The following is a 22,373-nucleotide window of genomic DNA, read 5'->3' as shown; positions in this document are numbered from 1 at the left end:
GCGGTGACGCGCCGCGCCGAGCGCGCCGCGGTCGCGGCGGGCGCGACACGCGACCTCAACCCGCTCGCCCTCAACTATCTGAACCGCCTGTCGGACCATCTTTTCGTGCTGACGCGGCATATCAATGCCGGCGCGGGCGGCGACATCCTCTGGAAACCCGGCGCGACGCGCTGATCGAATCGTAAGGGTGGCTTTTTGCTCTCTTCGTCACCCCGGACATGATCCGGGGTCTCGCTTGCTGCCGTCGCCGAGCGGGACCCCGGATCAAGTCCGGAGTAACGGGAAGGTGTAGCGCATTCGAGCGCTGCGCCCGGCTTCCTGTTCCCCAAATGTTCTGGACATTCCGGCAGCGCGTAACCATAATCGGGTCCGCAGCGAAACCGAATCGCACTTCGGGGAATTGTCTCAGCATGGCCAGCCGTACCGACGCTTCGCACCGCACCGATCCGCTGGAAGAGCTGGGACGCCGTTTCGCCGCGACCCGCCGCCTGTCGCTCGACCTCGTGGCGACGCTCTCGGACGCCGACGCCAGCGCGCAGTCGATGCCCGACGCCTCGCCCGCCAAATGGCATCTCGCGCACACGACATGGTTCTTCGAAACCTTCGTGCTACGCGATCATCTGCCCGGCTATCGCCTGTTCGACGCGCGCTACCCCTATCTCTTCAACAGCTATTATGAGGCCGAGGGGCCGCGCCACGCGCGCCCGAGCCGCGGGCTGCTGACGCGCCCGTCGCTCGACGAGGTCTGCATCTGGCGCGCGCACGTCGATGCCGCGCTCCAGACCGCGCTTCCCGCCTTGCCCGCGGTCGCGCAATCGCTCGTCGAACTCGGCATTCATCACGAGCAGCAGCATCAGGAATTGCTGCTCACCGACATCAAGCATCTTTTCGCGCAGAACCCGCTCGGCCCAGCGGTGTGGGACAGCGCAATCGCGCGTGAAGTTGCGCAGTTTTCCGCCGATTCCGTACAGGCGGGCGCGCTGCAATGGGTCCGCGGCGCGGAGGGCGTCGTTTCGGTCGGCCATACCGGCGACGGCTTTGCATTCGACTGTGAAGTTCCGCGGTTTTCCGCGCTTCTGACCCCGCACGCGCTCGCCAGCCGCCCGGTTAGCAACCGCGAGTGGCAGGAGTTCATCGCCGACGGCGGCTATCACACCCCGTCGCTCTGGCTCAGCGATGGCTGGGCGTGGGTGCAGGCGGAAAATATCGGCGCCCCCGCCTATTGGGATGAGGGCCGCCACTTCACCCTGTCGGGCTGGCGCGCGATCGACCCCGATGCCCCGGTGACGCACATCAGCTTCTTCGAGGCCGATGCCTTCGCGAGCTGGGCCGGCGCGCGCCTGCCGACCGAGATCGAATGGGAAGCCGCCGCCGCGGCGCTCGATCCGGACGCGGGCCAGCAACTGGGCGCCGCCGGGCCGGTACAGCCCGAAGCCGCGTCCGGCGGCGCGGGTCTGCAGCAGATGTTCGGCAGCGTGTGGGAATGGACCGGCAGCGCCTATCGCCCCTATCCGGGCTTCCGCGCCGCGCCCGGCGCGGTCGGCGAATATAATGGCAAGTTCATGAGCGGCCAGTTCGTGCTGCGCGGCGGCAGCTGCGCGACCCCGCGCGGCCATCTGCGCGCTTCCTACCGCAATTTCTTCTATCCGCACCAGCGCTGGCAGTTCACCGGCCTGCGCCTCGCGAAGGACCTCTAACATGGGTATCGTGCGTCAACTTCGGCAGATTTCCGCCGATGAGGCAGGCGTCGATATTGCCTTTCGCGCCGACGTCCACGCCGGCCTGTCGCAGCGGCAGAAGGCGATACCCGCGCGCTGGTTCTACGACGCGACCGGTTCGGCGCTGTTCGAGGACATCACCGCGCTCCCCGAATATTATCCGACGCGCAGCGAAACCGGCCTGCTGAAGCGTCACGCCGGTGACATGGCGGCGGCGATCGGGCCGGGCCGCGCGGTCGTCGAACTCGGATCGGGCAGTTCGACCAAGACCCCGCTGCTCCTCGCCGCGATCGACCCCGCCGCCTATGTTCCGGTGGACATATCGGGCGATTTCCTGCGCGACAGCGCCGACGCGCTCGCCGCGCGTTTCCCCGGCCTTCCCATCTATCCGGTCGAGGCCGATTTCACCCAGAAGGTCGCTTTGCCGCGCGAGATCTGCCCCATCCCTAAGCTCGGCTTCTTTCCCGGCTCGACGATCGGCAACATGGTCGCGCGCACCGCGATCGATCTGCTCCGGGGCTGGCGCGCGACGCTCGGCGACGGGTCGCTGATGCTGATCGGGATCGACCGGATCAAGGATGTCGGCGTCTTGACGCGCGCCTATGACGATCCGGCGGGGGTCACAGCGGCGTTCAACCTCAACCTGCTCGAACGGATCAACCGCGAGCTCGGCGGGACGATCCCGGTCGAGAATTTCGCCCATCGCGCGGTCTGGAACGATGTCCATGCGCGCATCGAAATGCATCTCGCCGCGGCCTGCGATATGGAATTCACCGTCGATGGCTGCCGCTATCACATGGCGAAGGGTGAGACGATCCACAGCGAGAACAGTCATAAATATGGCCCGCGCGACGCCAATCTGCTGCTCTGCGCCGGCGGCTGGACCCCGGTCGCGACGTGGGACGACGTCGATCCCGCCTTCGCGCTGATCCTCGCCGAGGCAACTGAGTTCCGCTCCGCCCCTTGACGCATGAGCGTCAGCACCTAGAGCGGCGGCGATTCCTCTCATCCGTTCGTGCTGAGCTTGTCGAAGTACCGTTCGTTCTTTCGACGTTGAAAAGCGGCCCTTCGACAAGCTCGGGCCAAACGGTAGGGGAGAGCATGTGCAGGAAGGATTAGCGATATGATCGTCGGCGTTATCGGGGCAGGGCAAATGGGCGCGGGGATCGCGCAGGTGTCGGCAGGCGCCGGCCATGATGTGCTGCTGTCCGACATCGACATTGCCCGCGCCGAAGCGGGCAAGGCGGGCATCGCCAAGGCGCTCGGCCGGCTCGTCGCCAAGGAAAAGATCGGCCAGGCCGACGCCGATGCGCTGCTCGGCCGCATCACCCCCGTCGCCGACCACGCTGCCTTCGCCCCCGCCGATCTCGTGATCGAAGCCGCGACCGAGCGCGAGGAGATCAAGCGCGCGATCTTCGCCAGCGTCGGCCCGCACCTCTCGGCTACCGCGATCCTCGCCTCGAACACCAGCTCGATCCCGATCACCCGCCTCGCGCAGGCCGCGCCCGACCCGGCGCGCTTCATTGGCGTCCATTTCTTCAATCCGGTGCCGGTGATGGGGCTCATCGAGCTGATCCGCGGGCTTGCGACCAGCGACGACACGCTCGCCAGGGTCGAGGCCTATGGCCGCGGGCTCGGCAAGCAAATCGTCCATGCGAACGACGCGCCGGGCTTCATCGTCAACCGCGTGCTGATGCCGCTGATCAACGAGGCGATCTTCGCGCTCGGCGAAGGCGTCGCGACGATGCAGGACATCGACGCCGGCTGCCGCCTCGGCCTCAATCATCCGATGGGTCCGATCACCCTCGCCGACTTCATCGGCCTCGACACCTGCCTCGAGATCATCCGCGTGCTGCAGTCGGGGACCGGCGACCCCAAATTCCGCCCGGCGCCGCTGCTCGTCCAATATGTCGAGGCGGGCTGGGTCGGCAAGAAGGCGGGGCGCGGCTTCTACGACTGGACGGGGCCGGAGCCGGTCCCGACCCGCTGACGCGAAAATCGCCGCGCCGCTCTTTCCGTCTTGAGCGGCTTGCGATAGGGTCAGCGATAGAGGTTGGGGGGCAACGGGAGATCAGCCATGTTTCGCAGCTTCACCACCAGCCTTCTCCTCCTCGCCGCCGCCGCGCCATTGCACGCGCAGGAAGGCGCGCCGAAGGAGTCGACGGTCAAGGATACGGCGAACAGCGTGGCCGAACCCTTCGACGGCAAGGAGGTGCCGCCCAAGCTGCAGGCGATTCAGGGGGCGCCCTATTCGCTCGCCGGCCTCGGCAAATGCGCGGCGATCATTCGCGAGATCACCGAACTCGACGCAGTACTCGGTCCCGACGTCAACGAGACGGTCGACAAGAGCCGGGCGCAGAAACGCGAGGAAACCGCGGGCCGCGTCGCGGGAAGCGTCGCCGGATCGGTCATCCCCTTCCGCGGACTGATCGGCGAGGTCACTGGCGCCAATGCCGAGCGCCGCCGCTATGCCGAGGCGGTCTACGCCGGCACGGTGCGCCGCGGGTTTCTGAAAGGCGTCGGGCTCGAACGCGGGTGCAAGGCGCCCGCGCGGCCCTGACGGGGGAGGGAGATTCGATGCAGGTTGCCGACATTCGTCCGTTCGTCGCCGATGTGCCGCAGGCGGCGCTCGACGATCTCAAGGCGCGGCTCGCGAACACGCGCTGGCCCGAAAAGGAAACGGTCGACGATTGGGATCAGGGCGTCCCGCTCGCCTATGCGCAGGACCTCGCGGCCTATTGGCGTGATCGGCACGACTGGCGCCGGGTCGAGGCGCGGCTGAACAGCCATCCCAATTTCCTCGCGACGATCGACGGGCTCGACATCCATTTCCTCCATGTCCGCTCGGACAATCCCGCCGCCCGGCCGCTCGTCCTGACGCACGGATGGCCGGGGTCGGTGCTCGAATTTCTCGATGTGATCGCGCCGCTTTCGGCCGACTATCATCTTATGATCCCGTCGCTTCCCGGCTACGGCTTTTCGGGCAAGCCGGCCGAAGCCAAATGGAGCGTCGAGCATATTGCGGCGGCGTGGGACGCGCTGATGCTTGCGCTCGGCTATCCCCGCTATTTCGCGCAGGGCGGCGACTGGGGCAGCGCGGTGACCTGCGCCATCGACATGAATCACGCCGATCATTGCGCGGGCATCCACGTCAACATGGTCGTCGGCGCGCCGCCGCCCGACCTGATGGCCGACCCGACCGACGCCGAAAAAGCCTATCTCGCCCGCTTCGGCTGGTATCAGGCCAAGGACAGCGGCTATTCGACCCAGCAGGCGACGCGGCCGCAGACCCTCGGCTACGGCCTCGCCGATTCGCCGGTCGGACAGATGTGCTGGATCGTCGAGAAATTCCACGGCTGGACCGATTGCGGGCACGAACCCGGCGGCCAGTCGATCGGCGGCCATCCCGAAAAATCGCTGTCGCGCAACGCGATGCTCGACGACGTCAGCCTCTACTGGCTGACCAACAGCGCCGCCTCGTCGGCGCGGCTTTATTGGCACAGCTTCCGCAGCTTCGCGGCGGGCGAGATCGGCGTTCCGACCGGGTGCAGCCTGTTCCCGAACGAGATTATGCGCCTGTCGCGCCGCTGGGCCGAACGGCGCTACAAGAATATCGTCCACTGGAACGAGCTCGACCGCGGCGGCCATTTCGCCGCCCTGGAACAGCCGGACCTGTTCGTCGGCGAAGTGCGCGCGGCGCTCGCCAAAATGGAGCTATAGCGGCGTGTAGACCGGGCGGCAGCTTTCGGGAGCGGTGCGCGCGGCGGTGTTCCACGTCACGTCATTGCCGTTGCGGGCGAGGCGCGCGCCGGTCCGGTTCTCATAGACCTGGCCGGTATTTGCCGGAGTCGAGCGCAGCGTCATCGTGCGCCCGCCATTGACCCGGACGATCGCGGCGTTGGGAAGATAGTTCACGGTCAGCTTCGTGCCGCTGCTGCATTGATAGCTGCTGCCGGTACGCGGCGGGGTCGAGGCGCAGGCCGCGAGCGTCAGCGCGAGGGCGGAGGCTGCCGCTATCTTCAGGCTTGCATCCATTGTCGCTCTCCCCCTCAATAACCCGACCGCACGCACAGCACGTCGGCCAGATAAACGCGGCCCGCGACCGTCTCCATATGCTCGCGCGTAGACCCGTTCCAACCGATCGAACGGCACCAGGTATCGGCGGTCTGCGCGGCGCAATTGGCCGTGGCCGACCCGCGGGTACAGGCAAGGAGGCGCGAACTGCCCTGCGACGGCTGGGTGTGGAATTCAGCGAAATTGCCGCGCGCAACCTGGTCGTTCACCGGTGGCTCCGGATTCCATCCGCCCCCGCTGCCGACCGGACGGATCGACTGGATGGTGATACCGCGCAGAATATTGTTCAGCATCGGCGTGTCGCGCTCGACGGTGCGGCAGGTGCCGCGAAAGCGCGTCTTTTCGCAGAGTTCCCAGCGGCCGCTCTTCACGCGGATCGAATTGACCGGCCAGGCGAGCCCGAGATTGGGTTTGGCTTCGCCGATGAACACCGCAGGTCCCTTATAGGCGGCGTCGCGATAAATCGTCGCCTCGGCCGGCCGGAGCATCCGGTCTTCAGGAGCCTGGGCATGGGAAACGGCAAAAACCCCTGCCGCCGACAGGGCGGAGAGCAATATAATGGTCCAGCGATGCGCGATTGTCATGACGACCTCCCCGAATTCACGTCTGAAGGTGGGATCACTCTATACGCAATCATTCTACCAGATTGTTCCCTAAGGAACAAAATGGCGCGTCGTCGGGAACGGGGGCGGTCGCCTTGCGGCGGATGGTTCAGGGCGTCGTGGCTGCGGGCGGGGTGCTCGCCGCCGGCGCGTTGACGAGCGCGGCGGGCGGCGGCGGTGCGGCTGGCGGCGCGATGCCGAGCATGAGCCCGGCGAGTGCCGCCGACATCAGGTTCGACAGGCTGCCCGCGAGCAGCGCTTTCAGGCCCAGCTTCGCGATCATCGGACGCTGGTTGGGCGCGAGCCCGCCGGTCACCGCCATCTGGATCGCGATCGAACTGAAATTGGCGAAGCCGCAAAGCGCAAAGGTCGCGATCGCGATCGACGCCGGCGACAGGCCGGCCTGCACCTTGCCGAGGTCGATGAAGGCGACGAATTCGTTGAGCACGATCTTGCTGCCGAACAGCCCGCCGACCGCGGCGCTTTCGTCCCACGGCACCCCCATCAGCCACATCACGGGGCGGAAGATCGTGCCGATGATCGCCTGGAACGACAGGTCGGGATAGCCGAACCAGCCGCCGATCCCGGCGAGCAGGCCGTTGGCCAGCGCGACGAGCGCGACGAAGGCGAGCACCATCGCGCCGACCGCGACCGCGAGGCGCACGCCGGTCTGCGCTCCTTGTGCTGCCGCCATGATGATGTTCGCGGGCTTTTCCTCGTCGTGGCTCGCCTCGGGCATGATCACCGGTTCGATGCCGAGGTCCTTGGGATCGTCGGGCATGATGATCTTGGCCATCAATATGCCGCCGGGCGCCGACATGAAGCTCGCGGCGAGCAGATAGGGGAGCAGATGCTCGCCGATCATGCTGGCGTAAGCGCCGAGGATGGTGCCTGCGACCCCCGCCATGCCGACGGTCATCACGGTGAAGAGCTGCGACGGGGTCAGGCTGGCGAGATAGGGGCGGATGACGAGCGGGCTTTCGCTCTGCCCGACGAAGATGTTCGCCGCGGCGCCCAGGCTTTCGACCTTGGTGATGCCGGTGATCTTCTGGATCGCGCCGCCGACCCATTTGATCACGAGCTGCATGATGCCGAGATAATAGAGGATCGAGATCATCGAGGCGAAGAAGATGATCACGGGGAGCGCGGCGATCGCGAAGCTGTGCCCGCCCATTTCGGGTCCGGCCAGCGGGCCGAAGATGAAGTCGGTGCCGGCCTTCGCATAGCCGAGCAGGTTCGACACCCCGCCCGACATCGCCTGGATGACGTTCCGCCCCCACGGTGTGCCCAGCACGAGCAGCGCGAAACCGGCCTGGAGCAGGAAGGCGGGGATGACGACGCGCGGCCGAATCCAGCGCCGGTTGGAAGAGAAGAGCAGGGCGATCGCAAGCAATGCGATGATGCCGAGCAGACCGATAAGCCGTTCCATGGTAAAGCGTGCGTCCCCCGCAAGTTTGTTGCGCCCTGTCTAGCGGGCTTTGACGGCGGGGCAAGTCCGGGCCGCTGCGCCATCTTTCCACGCCGCGCAAAACCGACTATCGCGCGCCGATGGAAACTGGCTCTTCGCGCGTCATCGCGCCCTCGTTGCTGCTGTTCGCGATCCTCTATGGCGGCATGGTTCCGCTCGGCGGCTTTCTGGGCGCGAAGCAGGTCGCGCTCGGGCCGCTCGCGGTCGAGGCCGGGATTTTTCCCTTTCTGACATTGATCGCCATCTCGAGCGGCATCGCCGAACTGCATGGGCGCGTCGTCGCCGACCGGATGGTGCGGCTGGGCTTCATCCCGCTCGTCCTCGCGATCATCCTCACCGTCTTCGTGCTCCAGTTGCCGACCGATCCGGGCATGTACGAGCCCGCGAAGGAGGCTTTTCCGATCATCGTCGGGCAGGGCTGGCGAATGATGGCCGCAGGCATATTGGCCTATGGCGTGTCGGTCAGCCTCAACGTCTGGATTTTTGCCCGTATGACCGCGAACAACGGGCGGCTGTTACCGCTCCGCGGTTTCATCGCCGCGGCGCTCAGCCAGATCATCGACACGTTGATCTTCATCACCGTCAGCTTCTACGGCGTCCGTCCGATCGCCGACCTGATGCTCGGCCAGATGATCGCCAAGGTCGTGCTGTCGGCGGTGATGGTGCCGCTGCTCGTGATGGCGGTCGTCGCCATCGGCCGCAAACTCGACGCGAACAACCCCGGATGACGCCTGTGACCGACCCTTCCAAAATGCCCGACCTCCTCGCCAAGGCGGAAACGCTCGTCGAGGCGCTGCCCTATCTGCAGCGCTATGCCGGCGAAACCTTCGTGATCAAATATGGCGGTCACGCGATGGGCGATCCCGAGGCGCAGCGCGACTTCGCCGAGGATGTCGTGCTGCTGAAAGCCGTGGGGATCAACCCGGTGGTCGTCCATGGCGGCGGGCCGCAGATCGGCCGGATGCTGAAGCAGCTCGGGATCGAATCGACCTTCGTCGGCGGGCTGCGCGTCACCGACGCCGCGACCGCCGAGGTCGCCGAAATGGTGCTCGCGGGGAAGATCAACAAGGAGATCGTGAGCTGGATCGCCGGGCTCGGCGGCCGCGCGGTCGGCATTTCGGGCAAGGACGCCAATCTCGTCCTCGCCGAAAAGGTGACGCGCAGCGAGCCCGATCCCAATTCGGGGATCGAGCGCCATGTCGATTTGGGCTTTGTCGGCGAGCCGGTGGCGGTCGATGCGACGATCCTCAAAAACCTGTCGAACGACAATTTCATTCCCGTGGTGGCGCCGGTCGCGCTCGGCGCCGACGGGGCGACCTATAATATCAACGCCGATACGATGGCGGGCGCGATTGCAGGGGCGCTCGGCGCCAAGCGCTTCTTTCTGCTCACCGACGTCGCCGGGGTGCTCGACAAGACGGGGGCGCTGCTCACCGACCTCGACCGCGCGGCGATCGACATGCTCAAGGCTGACGGGACGATCACCGGCGGCATGATCCCGAAGGTCGAGACCTGCGTCGCGGCGGTCGATGCCGGGGTCGAGGCGGCGGTCATCCTCGACGGGCGCATCCCGCACGCGATGCTGCTCGAAATTTTCACCGCACGGGGTGCGGGTACGCTCATTCATCGCTAAGAAGGGCGCCATCGACCTTTTGGCCGGAGACCTTGCTTGTATTTCATGTTCCTTCAGATCTTCGGGATTCTGCTCAACATCCTGTGGTGGATCATCATCGTCCAGGCGGTGATGTCGTGGCTGATCGCCTTCAACGTCATCAACACCCACAATGATTTCGTCGGGCAGCTCTGGTACGTGCTCGACCGGATCACCGAGCCGCTCTATCGCCCCTTCCGCCGTATCATGCCCGACTTCGGCGGGCTTGATCTGACCCCGATGGTGGTGCTGATCCTGCTGATCATCCTCCAGGGCCCGGTGATGAGCTATCTCTATCGGCTCGGCATGCAGGCCGGGATCGCGTGACGCGATGGCGGGGGAGATGACCGGCGGAGCCGATGTGATCGACGGCAAGGCGTTCGCCGCGGGGCTCCGCGACCGGATCGCCGAAGCGGTTCCGGCGTTTGAGGCCGCGACCGGGCGCGTGCCCGGTCTCGCGGTGGTGCTCGTCGGCGCCGATCCGGCAAGCGCGGTCTATGTCGGATCGAAGGGCAAGGCGACCGTCGCCGCCGGCATGGCGAGCTTCGAGCACCGCCTGCCCGCGAGTGCGACGCAGGACGAAGTCGAGGCGCTGCTGGCTTCGCTCAATGCCGATGCCGCGGTCGATGGCATATTGCTCCAGCTCCCGCTTCCCGCCCACCTCGACGAACAGCGCGCGGTCGCGACGATCGATCCCGAGAAGGATGTCGATGGCCTGACCCCGGTCAGCGCCGGGCGCCTCGCGCTCGGCATCGCAGGGATGGTGCCCTGCACCCCCTATGGCTGCCTGCTGCTGCTCCAGGACCGGCTCGGCGATTTGAGCGGCAAGGATGCGGTCGTGATCGGCCGCTCGATCCTCGTCGGCAAGCCGATGGCGGCGCTGCTGCTTGGCGCCAACGCGACCGTCACCATGGCGCACAGCCGCACGAAGGATTTGCCCGCGCTGGTTCGCCGCGCCGACATCGTCGTCGCGGCGGTCGGGCGCCCCGAGATGGTGAAGGGCGACTGGATCAAGCCCGGCGCGGTCGTCATTGACGTCGGCATCAACCGCCTGCCGCCCGCCGATGGCGCCGCGAAAGGCCGGCTGGTCGGCGATGTCGATTATGCCGAAGTCCTGTCGGTCGCTGGCGCGATCACGCCGGTTCCCGGCGGGGTCGGGCCGATGACGATCGCCTGCCTGCTCCGTAACACGCTCGTCGCCGCGCACCGCCGCGCCGGGCTCGCCGATCCGGAGGGTTTCTGATGCGCAACCTGCTCATCGCTGCGACGGCGCTCGCCATGGTCGCAAGCGGGGCCGTAGCAGCCCGCGAACGCAATCGTCCGCTTTCGGCGAATCCCAGCGGTTTCATTGCTGCGGAAATAGCCTTCGCGCGGCTTGCGCAGGAAAAGGGGCAATGGACCGCCTTTCGCGAGACGGCGGCGCCCGATGCGGTGATGTTCGTGCCGCAGCGGGTGAAGGCACAGGACTGGCTGAAGCCGCAGAAGAATCCCGCCGAGGCGGTGAAATGGCAGCCCCATGCGGTCTATGTCAGTTGCGACGGTAATGTCGGGGTGACCACCGGCGCCTGGCAAAAGGGGCCCGCGAACGGCTATTTCACCACCGTGTGGCGCCGCGATCCCAAGAAGGGCAAGATGACGTGGGTGCTCGACCATGGCGATAGCCTGGCGACGCCCCTCACGGCGCCCGATTTCATCGAATCGCGCCAAGCGAAGTGCGGCTCGCGTCCGGCGGTGCCGATCGAGGCGGGCGGGGAGGGCGACGATAGGGTGGTCGGCCTGTCGCCCGACCAGACGCTGGGCTGGACCTCGACCGTCCGCCCCGACCAGTCGCGCCGGGTGACGGTGCGCCTCTGGGACGGCAAGGACATGAAGACCGTCATCGACAATCAGGTCGCGCCGCCGGTGCCCGCCCGGCCATGATCGACCTCTTCGTCTCGGCCTTCGTGACGCTTTTCGTCGTCATCGACCCGCCGGGCTGCGCGCCGATCTATGCCAGCCTGACGACCGGCGCGAGCGCGGCGCAGCGGCGCTCGATGGCGATCCGCGCGACCATTATCGCCGGCTTCATCCTGATCTTCTTCGCGATGTTCGGCGAGGCGCTGCTCAGCTTCCTCCACATCGACCTCGACAGCTTCCGCATCGCGGGCGGCATCATGCTGTTCATCATCGCGATCGACATGGTGTTCGAAAAGCGCACCGAACGCCGCGAGCAGCGCGCCGAAAAGGTCAAGGCGACCCCCGAGGTCGAGGATGTCTCGGTCTTTCCGATGGCAATGCCGATGCTCGCGGGCCCCGGTTCGATCGCCTCGGTGATGCTGCTGGTATCGCAGAACAGCGGCCTCGACCGCGCGCTGGTGATCTTCGGCGCGCTGCTGCTCGTGCTGCTGCTGACGCTCGCGGCGCTGCTGATGGCGGGGCCGTTCATGCGGCTGATCGGCAACAAGGGCGAGGCAGTGATCACGCGCCTGCTCGGCGTGCTGCTCGCGGCGCTTGCGGCGCAGTTCGTGATCGACGGGCTGAAGGCGAGCTTTCCAAGCTTGGCCTGATTTCGCTTTCCACGAAGCGGAAAGTAGCGGCACCGGTCCGCTCCCCCAACCCGGCCTCCCGTTTCAGGATACGCTGTCGGGAGGCCGGGTGGGGGAGCGGGCCGGTGCCGCATCCGGCGTTAGCCGGGAAGATAAATCACCCCGCGTTGTTCACGTCGTTCTGCGTCACCGGCGCGATCCGGATTTCGACGCGGCGGTTGCACTGATAGTCGGCCTGCGTGCGTTCGGGCGTGCATTTCAATTGCGATTCGCCATAGCCCAATGTCGCCATGCGCGCGCGGTTGACGCCGCGGCCGGCAAGATAGTCGGCGACCGATGCGGCGCGGCGTTCGGACAACCCTTGGTTATAGGTGTCGCTGCCCTGCGAATCGGTGTGGCCGTAGACGTCGATATAGGTGCTCGGATATTCGGACAGGGTCGAGGCGACGCTGTCGAGCGCGCTGCGGAACTGCGACTTTACGACCGCGCTGTTGAGGTCGAAGGTGACGTCGCCGGGCATGTTGAGCACGAGCTGGTCGCCCTGGCGTTCAACGTCGATGCCGGTGCCCGCGGTGCGTTCGCGCAGCTTCTTTTCCTGCTGGTCCATATAATAGCCGACCCCCGCCCCGGCGACCGCGCCGATGCCCGCGCCGAGAATCTTCTCGGTACGGTCGCGCCGTCCGCCGACGAGATCGCCGAGCAGATAGCCGCCGAGCGCGCCGCCGATGCCGCCGATTGCGGCCTTGGAGATCGTCTGCTTGCCCGTTTCGGGGTCGGTCACGCAGCCGGTCAGCACGAGCGCGCCGATGCTGGCGAGCGCGGTGAGCTTGATCGTCTTGCTGTTCATATTTCGCTCCCTTTCATTGGCGGCCGCTTGCTGGCCTGCGAACCGCCGTCCGTGTCGATAACATATGCCGCGCCAACTGGTTCCAGAATCCGGCTGAACCGGGGCTGAGCGGGGCCATTGTGCTTTGCCGCCGCCATCGCCTATAGCGGTGCCATGACCGAAACCGACAGGGGCCGGGCGCCCGCGCGCCGCAGGGCCGCCCCCCGATGATCGCCCCATGAGCCCTTTTCCCTGGTCCGACGTCGCGATCATCGCGGTGCTGATCCTCTTGAACGGCCTGTTCGCCATGTCCGAACTCGCGATCGTCTCGGCACGCGATCCGCGGTTGCAGGCGGCCGAAAAGCGCGGCAGCCGGGGAGCGAAGATCGCGCGCCAGCTCGCCTCGGACCCCGGCCGCTTCCTCTCGACGGTGCAGGTCGGCATCACGCTGATCGGCATCCTCGCCGGTGCCTATTCGGGCGCCAGCCTCGGCCAACCGGTCGCCGAGCGGCTCGCGGTCTGGTTCGGGCTCGACGCAGACCATGCCCAGGCGGCGGGCTTCGCGGTGGTCATCGGCATCACCACCTATTTCTCGCTGATCGTCGGCGAGCTGGTGCCGAAGCAGTTCGCGTTACGCGCGCCCGAACCGATCGCGATCGCCATGGCGGTGCCGATGTTCTGGCTGGCGCGCGTTGCCGCGCCGCTCGTCTGGTTGCTCGACAACAGTTCGGCGGTCGTCTTCCGCCTGCTCGGTCTCAACCGCGAGTCCGAGGACCGGGTGACCGCCGAGGAACTCCACCTGATCGTTGCCGAAGCGTCGAAATCGGGGGTGATCGAGGAAAGCGAGCGCGCGATCATCTCGGGCGTCGTCCGCCTCGCCGACCGGCCGGTGCGCGAGGTGATGACCCCGCGCAAGGACGTCGACTGGCTCGATGTCGCGTCGGACGCCGATGCGGTGCGCGCGAAGCTGCTCGAAAGCCCGCACACGCGGCTGCCGGTGGCGCGCGGCTCGGTCGATGACATCGTCGGCATCGTCCAGGCGCGCGACATTGCCGGCGCGCTGTTCCGCGGCGAGGCGCTCGATATCGAGACGCTGACGCGCAGCGCCAAGGTCATCCACGACCAGATCGACGCGATGGACGCGCTCGAGAATCTGCGCGCCGCCGATGTGCCGATGCTGCTCGTCCACGACGAATACGGACATTTCGAGGGGCTGGTGACGCCCGCCGACCTGCTCTCGGCGATCGCGGGCGAATTCGCGTCGGATCAGGATATCGGCAGCGAGCCCTTCGTCACCGAACGCGACGACGGCAGCCTGCTGATCGCGGGGTCGATGCCCGCCGACCAGATGGCCGAACGGCTGGGGATCGAACTGGGCGACGACCGCGACTATGCGACCGCGGCGGGGCACGCGCTCGCGATCCTGAAGCACCTGCCCAAGGAGGGGGAGAGCTTCACCGATCGCGGCTGGAAGTTCGAGATCGTCGATATGGACGGACGCAAGATCGACAAGCTGCTGGTCAGCGCGATTCGGCGGCCCAGGGATGATGAGGCGGAGTAGGCAAGGCAGGCGACGGCAGCATTGGGGTGGTGAGCTGCCATAACTCTTCCCCATGGCTTCGCCACAGGGAGGATCGGGATCTCCCCTACCGGTCGAAAGCCGCTCTAAGCCGCCTCGAAGCGGATCGGCAGGCGCTTCAATCCCCCGACGAACACCGATTCGACCCGCGCGGGTTCACCCGCGAGTTCGAGGCTTTTGAGGCGCGGCAGCAACTCTTCCATCAAAATCCGCATCTCCATCCGCGCGAGATGCTGACCGAGGCAGACGTGTGCGCCGAAGCCGAAGGCGAGCTGCTGATTCTTCTCGCGGTCGGGGTCGAAAGCGAAGGGATCGGCGAAAATCTCCTCGTCGCGGTTGGCCGAGACATAGTTCAGCATCAGCCAGTCGCCCGCGCGGACCGTCTGCCCGCCGATCTCGACATCCTCTTTGGCGCTGCGCATGAAATGCTGGACCGGCGTCGTCCAGCGGATCGCTTCCTCGATCAGTCCGGCCTTGTCGCTTTCGGCGCTGCGGAAGCGCTCGAACAGCGCCGGATTCTTCGCCAGCTCCATGATCGCCCCCGCGGTCGAGGCGCTCGTCGTGTCGTGCCCCGCGGTCGCTACGATCATATAATAGCCGGCCAGCTCGCGGTCGGGGATCTGTTCGCCGCCGACCATCGCATTGGCGATGACCGTCGCGATATCCTCGCGCGGATTGCTCCGCCGGTCGGCGGTCAGCTCGCGGAAGTAATTTTCGAAGTCGGCGATTACATAGTGGAGCATCGCGATCGCCTGCTCGGCGCTCGTGATCTCCACCTTGTTGCGGTTGAGTTCGGGGTCCGTCGATCCGAACAATTGCTGCGTCAGCATCAGCATCCGCGGCTCGTCCTCGGGCGGGACGCCGAGAATGTCCATGATCACGCGCAGCGGATAATGCGCCGCGACGTCGCGCGCGAAGTCGGTCTCGCCGCCGTCATCGGCCAGCATCGCATCGACCGTCGCGCGCGCCAGATGGCGGACGCGGTCTTCGACGATCTTCAGATTCTTCGGCATGAACCAGCTCTGCGTGAGCAGGCGGTATTTCATATGATCGGGGGCATCCATCTGGACCAGCGAGCGGATCAGATGTCCGTCGTTGTTCGGTGTCGCGGCACGCGCCAGCGCCTCGCCGTCGCGGTTGGTCAGCACCGTCGGGCGGATGCCGTTCGCGAAACGCTGCGGGTCGCGGCTGATCGCCATGATGTCGGCGTGGCGCGTGACGAGCCAGAAGGGGTCGTGATCGGGATTCTCCGCGACCGCGAGCGGCGCATTGACGCGCGCCCAGGCCAGCTGCTGATGAAGCCCGTCCCATTCGCCATAAGCGACCGGATCGACGACGGCGGCGGCTACCTCTCCAGGCAGTATAGGTTTTGTCATGAAACCGAAGCTGCCTCAGTTTTTGCCGTCTGTCGAGAGCCATGGACCGCTTGCCGAAAGGGTGCGTTGTCACGGGAGCGGCATGGGCGTAGCGCCCCTGACGGATCATAACCGGGGATCGCAGACATGACCTATTCGACTCGTAACCTTCTCGTCGCCGCCGTCTCGGCCGTCGCGCTTGCCGCCTGTTCGGCGCAGACCGAGGTGCAATCCGCGCCGCCCGCTCCGTTGATGCCCGCGCCGACGGGCGCGCCGCTCGACGCCAGCGTGCCGAGCCAGCTGCCGCGTATCGCGCGTCCGCTCCATTACGACATCAGCGTCACCCCCGATGCCAGGGCGCTGAGCTTTGCAGGTGAGGCCGGAATCGACCTCGAACTCTATGAACCCTCGGCGACGCTGACCCTCAACGCGCTCGACCTGAACTTTTCCGAAGCCACGCTGACCGGCCCCGACGGCAAAGCAATCCCGCTCACCGTCAGCGCCGATGCCGATGCGCAGACCGCGACCTTCAGCGCGCCCGCACCGCTCGCGCCCGGCACCTATCGCCTTGCCACCCGCTACACCGGCGTGATCGGCACGCAGGCGAACGGCCTCTTCGCGCTCGACTATCCCGACAAGGCGACCGGCGCCGAGACGCGCGGTCTGTTCACCCAGTTCGAGGCGCCCGACGCGCGGCGCTTCGTGCCGAGTTTCGACGAGCCGAGTTACAAGGCGACCTTCACCCTGTCGGCCACCGTTCCCGCGGGCGACCTTGCGGTCAGCAACATGCCCGCCGCGAGCGAAACCCCGCTTGCGAACGGCATGAAGAAGGTCACCTTCCGGACCTCGCCGAAAATGTCCTCCTATCTGCTTTTCTTCGCGACCGGCGATTTCGAGCGGCTCGCGAAGAAGAGCGAGAGCGGCGCCGAGGTCGGCATCGTCTCGCCCAAGGGATCGGGCGAACAGGCGCGCTTCGCGCTCGACAGCCTTGCGCCGCTGCTCACCTATTATGCCGACTATTTCGGCCAGCCCTATCCGCTGCCCAAGCTCGACAATGTCGCGGGCCCCGGCCAGTCGCAATTCTTCGGCGCGATGGAGAATTGGGGTGCGATCTTCACCTTCGAGCGCATTCTGCTCGACGACCCCAAGATCACCAGCGAGGCGACGCGGCAGGAAATCTACACGACGCAGGCGCACGAGGTCGCGCACCAATGGTTCGGCGACCTCGTCACCATGGCGTGGTGGGACGATCTCTGGCTCAACGAGGGCTTCGCGAGCTGGATGGAAACCAAGGCGAGCGACCATTTCCACTCCGACTGGCAGCCCTTGCTCGGCCGCGTCGGCGGGCGCGAATATGCGATGGGGCTCGACGCCTTCGCGACGACGCACCCGATCGTCCAGACGATCCGCACCGTCGAGGACACCAATCAGGCCTTCGATGCGATCACCTATCAGAAGGGCGAGGCAGTGATCACGATGCTCGAATCCTACGCCGGCGAGGATGTCTGGCGCAGCGGCCTGCGCGCCTACATGGCGCAGCATAAATATGGGAACACGCGTACCGATGACCTGTGGAACGCGGTCGAGGCGGCGGGCGCCAAGGGGCTGACCGGGATCGCGCACGACTTCACGAGCCAGCCGGGAATCCCGCTGCTCCGCGTCGGCAGCATCACCTGTGCAGGCGGCAACACGACCGTCGCGCTGACGCAGGGCGAATTCTCACGCGACCGCAAGGACAGCATCGAAGGCGAAAAGCGCCGCTGGCAGGTGCCGGTGCTCGCGCGCGCCGGCGACGGCGCGGTCGCGCGGCAGGTGATCGCCGGCGGCGCGGGCTCGCTGACGCTGCTCGGATGCGGGCCGGTGCTGATCAACGCGGGGCAGGCGGGCTATTACCGCACCCTCTATTCGCCCGCCGCGCTCGCGGCGCTGCGCGGGCGCTTCGCCAGCCTCGCGCCGATCGACCAGCTCGGGCTGCTCGGCGACAATTTCGCGCTCGCGAATGCGGGGTATCAGCCGATGGGGGCGGCGCTCGACCTGCTTGCCGTGACGCCGAAAGACGCGAATCAAAAGGTCATCGGCGATGCCGCCGGGCGCTACGAGACGCTCCATGGCTATTTTGATGACCAGCCTGCGGTGCAGAAAGCGATCGCGGCGCGCGGCGGTGCGGCGCTTGCCCCCGCGATGGCGCGGCTCGGCTTCGACGCGCGCGCGGGCGAGCCGGCGCTTGACAGTATCCTCCGCTCCGAGCTGCTCGGTGCGCTCGGCACGATGGGCGATGCCAAGGTCCTCGCCGAGGCGCGCCGCCGCTTCGCATCGCTCGACGGAAATCCCGCGGCGCTCGACGGTCCGCTGAAATCGCGCTGGCTCGGCATCGTCGCGGTGAACGCGAGCGCGGCCGAATGGGACAAGCTGCGCGCCATGGCGAAGACATCGAAATCGGCGGTCGAACGCAGTGCCTTCTACACCTTGCTCGGCAATGCGCAGGACCCGGAGCTCGCGCAGCGCGCGCTCGATCTCGCGCTGACCGACGAGCCCGGCAAGACCACCAGCGCCGCGATCATTGGCGCGGTCGCTCGGCGCCACGCCGGGCTGGCGGTCGATTTCGCGCAGGCGAACCGCGCCGCGGTCGACGGGCTGATCGACGCCTCGGCGCGGGCGCGCTTCGTCGCCGGGCTCGCGGCCTGGTCGAACGATCCGGCGATGATCGCGAAGCTCGCGGCGATGGCGGCACCGCTGCCCGCAGATGCGCGCAAACCCTATGACAAGGCGATCGCGACCCTCAAGGAACGCAGCGTCAGCCGCCCGCGCATCAAGGGCGAGGTCGCGGCCTGGTTGAAGGCGAAATAGCGGTTTCTACCTTCGCATCTCCGCCCGGGCGGAGATGCGAAGGGAAGGACTATATCGCGGACGCGCCCGCCCCGGTCGGGATGGCGGCCTGCCATTCCGCCAGGGCGCGGTGGATCATCGCCTTGAGGGCGGTAGCCTGATCGCGCCAGGCCGCGTCGCAGCCGGGTGACCAGGCTGCTCCTGCGGCATCCGCAAGCGCGTCCACCGCCATATCGATGAAAGCTTCATATTCTTCGGCTCCGAGGGTGCCATAGTTGCGATGCGTCACGACCAGTTCGGCGATCTGCGGCCACACCCAGCCCTCGTCCTGCGCTAGGCCCAACATGGCCTGCAGCGTCTCGTCGGTCATCCGCCGCGACGCTGCGTCGAGATTGAGGAACGCCGGCCGCCGTTCGGGGAAGGCGGCAAGGAAGCGCTCGAACAGCGCATGGCGAATGTCGATCCCCGTCTCCGCGACGGCGAGCAGGCTCGCCTCCATCGCCGAGACATCGCCCGTCATTTGAACAGGCTACCCAAAATCCCGCGCATCAGCTGACCGCCGAACTTGCCCGCGACCTGCCGACCGAGGCTCGTCGCCGCCGAGCGCGCCGCCGACTGGATCATCTTGTCGGCCATCGACGGCTTGGCGGCTTCGCGCGCCGCGGCCTTTTCCTGCTGCAGCCGGATACGTTCCTCGGCGGCCTTCTGCTTCGCCTCTTCCTTTGCGGCGATCGCGGCCTGCTTGTCGGCCTCGGCCTGCGCCTTTGCCTCGACCGCGGCGGCCTGCGCCTGTTCGGCCTTTGCGGCGAGCAGTTCCTCGGCGCTCTCGCGGTTGACCGGCGTATCGTACTTGTCGGCGACCGGCGAGATCGACTTGATGATCGCGCGTTCCTTAGCGTCGAGCGGGCCGGCGCGCGAGCAGGGCGGCTTGATCAGCGTCCGCTCGACCGGCGAGGGCGCGCCGTCGGCCATCAGCAGCGAAACGAGCGCCTCGCCGACCTTCAATTCGGTGATCTCGCGCTCGACATTGACCTTGGGGTTCGGGCGGAAAGTGTCGGCGGCGGCCTTCACCGCCTTCTGGTCGCGCGGGGTGAAGGCGCGCAGCGCGTGCTGGACGCGGTTGCCGAGCTGCGCCGCGACATCCTCGGGCACGTCGATCGGGTTCTGCGTCACGAAATAGACGCCGACGCCCTTCGAGCGGATGAGGCGCACGACCTGCTCGATCTTGTCGGTCAGCGCGGGCGGCGCGTCGTCGAAGAGCAGATGCGCCTCGTCGAAGAAGAAGACGAGCTTCGGCTTGTCGGGGTCGCCGACCTCGGGAAGCGTCTCGAACATCTCGCTCAAGAGCCAGAGCAGGAAGGTCGCATAGAGCTTCGGGCTCGCCATCAATTTGTCGGCGGCGAGGATGTTGACATAGCCGCGGCCATTGTCGTCGAGGCGGATCATGTCCTGAATGTCGAGCGCGGGCTCGCCGAAGAAATGATCGCCGCCCTGCGTCTCGAGCGTCAGCAACTGCCGCTGGATCGTCCCGACCGTGGCCTTCGACACATTGCCATATTTGGTCGTCAGCTCATCGGCATTCTCGGCGCACCAGGCGAGCATCGCCTGCAGGTCGCCCAGATCGAGGAGCAACAGATTCTGTTCGTCGGCGACGCGGAAGGCGATCGCGAGGACGCCTTCCTGCACTTCGTTGAGCCCCATCAGCCGTGCGAGCAGCAGCGGTCCCATTTCGGAAATGGTGGTGCGGATCGGGTGGCCCTGTTCGCCGAACAGGTCCCAGAAGATCACCGGATTGTCGTGATAGGCCCAGTCGGTATCGCCGATTTCGGCGGCGCGCGCGGCGAAAATCTCGTGCGTCTTCGCGGTCGGGCTGCCCGCCATCGCCATGCCCGACAGATCGCCCTTCACGTCGGCGACGAACACCGGAACGCCGACCGCCGAAAAGCCCTCGGCGAGCCCCTGCAGCGTCACCGTCTTGCCGGTGCCGGTGGCGCCCGCGATCAGCCCGTGGCGGTTCGCGCGCTTGAGTACCAGCGACTGGCGCGGCCCGTCGGGGGCGCCGCCGCCGCCGAGGCCGATGTAGATTTCCGTCGCTTCGCTGCCGTCGCTCACTATCGGTTCCTCCGCATGGGACATTCGGCGCAAGGTCTAGAGCGGAGGAGGAAAACAGGCAATCGGCAAAGGCGGGTCAGAAAGTGGGTGCCGCCCCAAGGCGAACCCCGCGCTCAGACCTTTTCGTTCGGAAAGAAGCGTGCGATCACGTCGCTCGCGAGGCGCGCGGGGCGCAGCGTTTCGGCGTCGATGCAGCACCAGCTCGACTTGACCTCGGCCAGCACCTCTTCGCCGCGCTTGATGATCGTTTCGTAGAAGGCGCGCGCGCCCTGCACCTTTTCGAGGATTACCGTCGCGATGACCTGATCGTCGAGAAAGGCCGGCCGACGATAGGTGATCTCGTGCTTCAGCGCGACCCACAGATGCGCCGCGACCGCGTCGGGCGGGGCGATCTTGCGCCAGTGCGCCAGTACCGCATCCTGCACCCAGCTCAGATAATGGGCATTGTTGACATGCCCCATGAAGTCGATCGCGTCGGGACCGACCTTGATGTCGTGGTCGTGGGGCAGGGCAACGCTGGTCATAACGCTGACATTAATGTCAATATTTTGTGACGGAAAGATGAAATTTGCTGGTTTTCTGTTTCCGTTGCACGGAAACGCGCGGCACCAGCCCGCTCCCCCACCCGGCCTCCCACAGGATACTATCGTCGGGGAGGCCGGGTGGGGGAGCGGGCTGGTGCCGCTTCCGACGTCAGTCGGAAAACGTCATCCGCGCCCGCGATAGGGCGCGACGCCCTGGTCGGGGAGCCACAGGCCTTCAGGCGGGGCGCCCGATTGCCAGAAGACGTCGATCGGAATGCCGCCGCGCGGATACCAATAGCCGCCGATCCGCAGCCAGCGCGGCCGCATCTCGTCGAACAGGCGGCGGCCAATGCCGACGGTGCAATCCTCGTGAAAGCCGGCATGGTTGCGGAAAGAACCGAGGAACAGCTTGAGGCTCTTCGATTCGACGATCGTTTCGCCGGGCGCATAGTCGATGACGAGATGCGCGAAATCGGGCTGGCCGGTGACCGGGCAGAGCGAGGTGAATTCGGGCGCCGCAAAGCGGACCAAATATAGGTCGCCGGCGCGGGGATTGGGCACATAGTCGAGCACCGCGGCCTCGGGCGAGGCAGGCAGTTCGCTCGATTGGCCGAGATGTTTGGGTTGAAGCGGGGGATGGCTGGAATCGGACATGGAAACCGTCTAGTGCCCGGCGCGGCGCTTGTCATCCCGAACGGTCGTGCGGGACAGGAAGGCCATGGGTTCAGCGCCGATTCAGCGGCGCGGCGGGATGATGTTTCGGGATCGCGGATTCAAGGATGACGGTGCGTACAATCGGTCGGAAGGAAAAGGCGGGGCGCCTGTCGCTGGCGGCGCTGGCCGCCATGTTGGTGCTCGGCGAAATGCCGCCTGCGTTGGGGCAGGCCGACCAGCCGGCGCCGGCTCCGACGCCCGCACCCTCCTCGACCTTCCGCCTGCCGCCTGCCGACGATGGCCGCAGTTCGGGGGTGCAGGGGCCGTCCGACAACGGCCTGCCGCCCCTCGCGCCCGGCGAGCGACGCGGTCCTCCAACTCCGGCGCCAACCCCAGCGCCGCGCCCCGCGGCGCCGACGGTCGTTCCGACCCGGCCGGTGCTTCCGGCCCCGGCCCCCG

The 22,373-nt window shown here is 66.7% G+C and carries 22 protein-coding genes and 2 pseudogenes; 15 read left to right on the top strand and 9 right to left on the bottom strand.

The features are described from left to right. From ACE3SL_RS14655 to ACE3SL_RS14630, 6 genes and pseudogenes are all read left to right on the top strand, one after another. Positions 1–174 (top strand): annotated as a pseudogene (locus ACE3SL_RS14655) (ATP:cob(I)alamin adenosyltransferase); the annotation flags it as partial. A 236-nt stretch (positions 175–410) separates the two neighbouring features. Beyond that, entirely contained in the window at positions 411–1,697 is a 1,287-nt protein-coding gene (gene egtB / locus ACE3SL_RS14650; RefSeq protein WP_374526463.1) for an ergothioneine biosynthesis protein EgtB, read from the top strand. 1 nt (position 1,698) lies between these two features. Further along, complete coding sequence (egtD, locus tag ACE3SL_RS14645) at positions 1,699–2,685, top strand: L-histidine N(alpha)-methyltransferase (RefSeq protein WP_374526462.1); 987 nt, start codon at positions 1,699–1,701, stop codon at positions 2,683–2,685. A 156-nt stretch (positions 2,686–2,841) separates the two neighbouring features. Beyond that, positions 2,842–3,708, top strand: a complete 867-nt coding sequence (locus ACE3SL_RS14640) for a 3-hydroxyacyl-CoA dehydrogenase NAD-binding domain-containing protein (RefSeq protein ID WP_374526461.1) — start codon at positions 2,842–2,844, stop codon at positions 3,706–3,708. 87 nt (positions 3,709–3,795) lie between these two features. Beyond that, complete coding sequence (locus tag ACE3SL_RS14635; protein WP_374526460.1) at positions 3,796–4,278, top strand: hypothetical protein; 483 nt, start codon at positions 3,796–3,798, stop codon at positions 4,276–4,278. Between the two features lie 17 nt (positions 4,279–4,295). Continuing rightward, a complete protein-coding gene (locus ACE3SL_RS14630; protein WP_374526459.1) occupies positions 4,296–5,438 on the top strand; it encodes an epoxide hydrolase family protein in 1,143 nt (380 codons plus the stop codon). On the opposite strand, the gene ACE3SL_RS14625 is transcribed toward ACE3SL_RS14630, so the two are convergent. The 3 genes from ACE3SL_RS14625 to ACE3SL_RS14615 form a co-directional block, all read right to left on the bottom strand. Beyond that, positions 5,433–5,753, bottom strand: coding sequence for an MliC family protein (locus ACE3SL_RS14625; protein WP_374526458.1), 321 nt, complete (start codon positions 5,751–5,753; stop codon positions 5,433–5,435). The genes ACE3SL_RS14630 and ACE3SL_RS14625 overlap by 6 nt on opposite strands. 14 nt (positions 5,754–5,767) lie before the next feature. Next, positions 5,768–6,376 carry a beta/gamma crystallin-related protein gene (locus ACE3SL_RS14620; protein WP_374526457.1) on the bottom strand — a complete coding sequence of 203 codons (609 nt, stop codon included), beginning with the start codon at positions 6,374–6,376 and terminating at the stop codon, positions 5,768–5,770. 127 nt (positions 6,377–6,503) lie between these two features. After that, entirely contained in the window at positions 6,504–7,823 is a 1,320-nt protein-coding gene (locus ACE3SL_RS14615) for a NupC/NupG family nucleoside CNT transporter (protein WP_374526456.1), read from the bottom strand. Positions 7,824–7,942: 119 nt separating this feature from the next. On the opposite strand from ACE3SL_RS14615, the gene ACE3SL_RS14610 reads away from it, so the two are divergent. From ACE3SL_RS14610 to ACE3SL_RS14585, 6 genes are read left to right on the top strand one after another with little or no spacing between them, the layout of a single operon-like run. Continuing rightward, complete coding sequence (locus ACE3SL_RS14610) at positions 7,943–8,590, top strand: queuosine precursor transporter (protein WP_374526455.1); 648 nt, start codon at positions 7,943–7,945, stop codon at positions 8,588–8,590. Then, positions 8,587–9,495, top strand: a complete 909-nt coding sequence (gene argB, locus ACE3SL_RS14605; RefSeq protein WP_374526454.1) for an acetylglutamate kinase — start codon at positions 8,587–8,589, stop codon at positions 9,493–9,495. Before ACE3SL_RS14610 ends, argB begins: the two co-directional genes overlap by 4 nt. Before the next feature lie 45 nt (positions 9,496–9,540). Then, positions 9,541–9,840: a YggT family protein gene (locus ACE3SL_RS14600; RefSeq protein ID WP_374526453.1), complete on the top strand. Its 300-nt coding sequence runs from the start codon at positions 9,541–9,543 to the stop codon at positions 9,838–9,840. Positions 9,841–9,856: 16 nt separating this feature from the next. After that, positions 9,857–10,756, top strand: a complete 900-nt coding sequence (gene folD, locus ACE3SL_RS14595; protein ID WP_374526452.1) for a bifunctional methylenetetrahydrofolate dehydrogenase/methenyltetrahydrofolate cyclohydrolase FolD — start codon at positions 9,857–9,859, stop codon at positions 10,754–10,756. Beyond that, positions 10,756–11,433 (top strand): hypothetical protein, encoded by a 678-nt coding sequence (locus tag ACE3SL_RS14590; RefSeq protein WP_374526451.1) that lies wholly within the window; start codon positions 10,756–10,758, stop codon positions 11,431–11,433. The genes folD and ACE3SL_RS14590 overlap by 1 nt, the downstream gene beginning before the upstream one ends. Then, a complete protein-coding gene (locus tag ACE3SL_RS14585) occupies positions 11,430–12,059 on the top strand; it encodes a MarC family protein (RefSeq protein ID WP_374526450.1) in 630 nt (209 codons plus the stop codon). Before ACE3SL_RS14590 ends, ACE3SL_RS14585 begins: the two co-directional genes overlap by 4 nt. 136 nt (positions 12,060–12,195) lie before the next feature. Here the strand turns inward: ACE3SL_RS14585 and ACE3SL_RS14580 are convergent, their stop codons facing one another. Further along, positions 12,196–12,885, bottom strand: coding sequence for an OmpA family protein (locus tag ACE3SL_RS14580; RefSeq protein ID WP_374526449.1), 690 nt, complete (start codon positions 12,883–12,885; stop codon positions 12,196–12,198). 217 nt (positions 12,886–13,102) lie between these two features. Between ACE3SL_RS14580 and ACE3SL_RS14575 the strand changes: the two genes are divergently transcribed. Next, positions 13,103–14,425 carry a hemolysin family protein gene (locus ACE3SL_RS14575; RefSeq protein ID WP_374526448.1) on the top strand — a complete coding sequence of 441 codons (1,323 nt, stop codon included), beginning with the start codon at positions 13,103–13,105 and terminating at the stop codon, positions 14,423–14,425. Positions 14,426–14,529: 104 nt separating this feature from the next. Here ACE3SL_RS14575 and ACE3SL_RS14570 read toward each other — a convergent pair whose 3' ends face one another. Further along, positions 14,530–15,819: a cytochrome P450 gene (locus tag ACE3SL_RS14570; protein WP_374526447.1), complete on the bottom strand. Its 1,290-nt coding sequence runs from the start codon at positions 15,817–15,819 to the stop codon at positions 14,530–14,532. Positions 15,820–15,945: 126 nt separating this feature from the next. Here ACE3SL_RS14570 and ACE3SL_RS14565 point away from each other — a divergent pair, with 126 nt between their 5' ends. Then, positions 15,946–18,645, top strand: a complete 2,700-nt coding sequence (locus ACE3SL_RS14565) for a M1 family metallopeptidase (protein WP_374526446.1) — start codon at positions 15,946–15,948, stop codon at positions 18,643–18,645. Positions 18,646–18,694: 49 nt separating this feature from the next. On the opposite strand, the gene ACE3SL_RS14560 is transcribed toward ACE3SL_RS14565, so the two are convergent. The 4 genes from ACE3SL_RS14560 to queF form a co-directional block, all read right to left on the bottom strand. Further along, positions 18,695–19,144 (bottom strand): hypothetical protein, encoded by a 450-nt coding sequence (locus ACE3SL_RS14560; protein WP_374526445.1) that lies wholly within the window; start codon positions 19,142–19,144, stop codon positions 18,695–18,697. Continuing rightward, positions 19,141–20,736, bottom strand: a complete 1,596-nt coding sequence (locus ACE3SL_RS14555; protein WP_374526444.1) for a helicase HerA-like domain-containing protein — start codon at positions 20,734–20,736, stop codon at positions 19,141–19,143. Before ACE3SL_RS14555 ends, ACE3SL_RS14560 begins: the two co-directional genes overlap by 4 nt. Before the next feature lie 113 nt (positions 20,737–20,849). After that, positions 20,850–21,260: an acyl-CoA thioesterase gene (locus ACE3SL_RS14550; protein ID WP_374526443.1), complete on the bottom strand. Its 411-nt coding sequence runs from the start codon at positions 21,258–21,260 to the stop codon at positions 20,850–20,852. A 183-nt stretch (positions 21,261–21,443) separates the two neighbouring features. Then, positions 21,444–21,914 carry a preQ(1) synthase gene (gene queF, locus ACE3SL_RS14545; RefSeq protein ID WP_374526442.1) on the bottom strand — a complete coding sequence of 157 codons (471 nt, stop codon included), beginning with the start codon at positions 21,912–21,914 and terminating at the stop codon, positions 21,444–21,446. Positions 21,915–22,039: 125 nt separating this feature from the next. On the opposite strand from queF, the pseudogene ACE3SL_RS14540 reads away from it, so the two are divergent. After that, positions 22,040–22,373: pseudogene (locus tag ACE3SL_RS14540) on the top strand (hypothetical protein); the annotation flags it as partial.

It is taken from the genome of Sphingopyxis sp., from assembly GCF_041916015.1.
In the GTDB taxonomy this organism is placed as follows: Bacteria; Pseudomonadota; Alphaproteobacteria; order Sphingomonadales; family Sphingomonadaceae; genus Sphingopyxis.
This window is presented reverse-complemented; position numbering and strand designations above follow the sequence as displayed.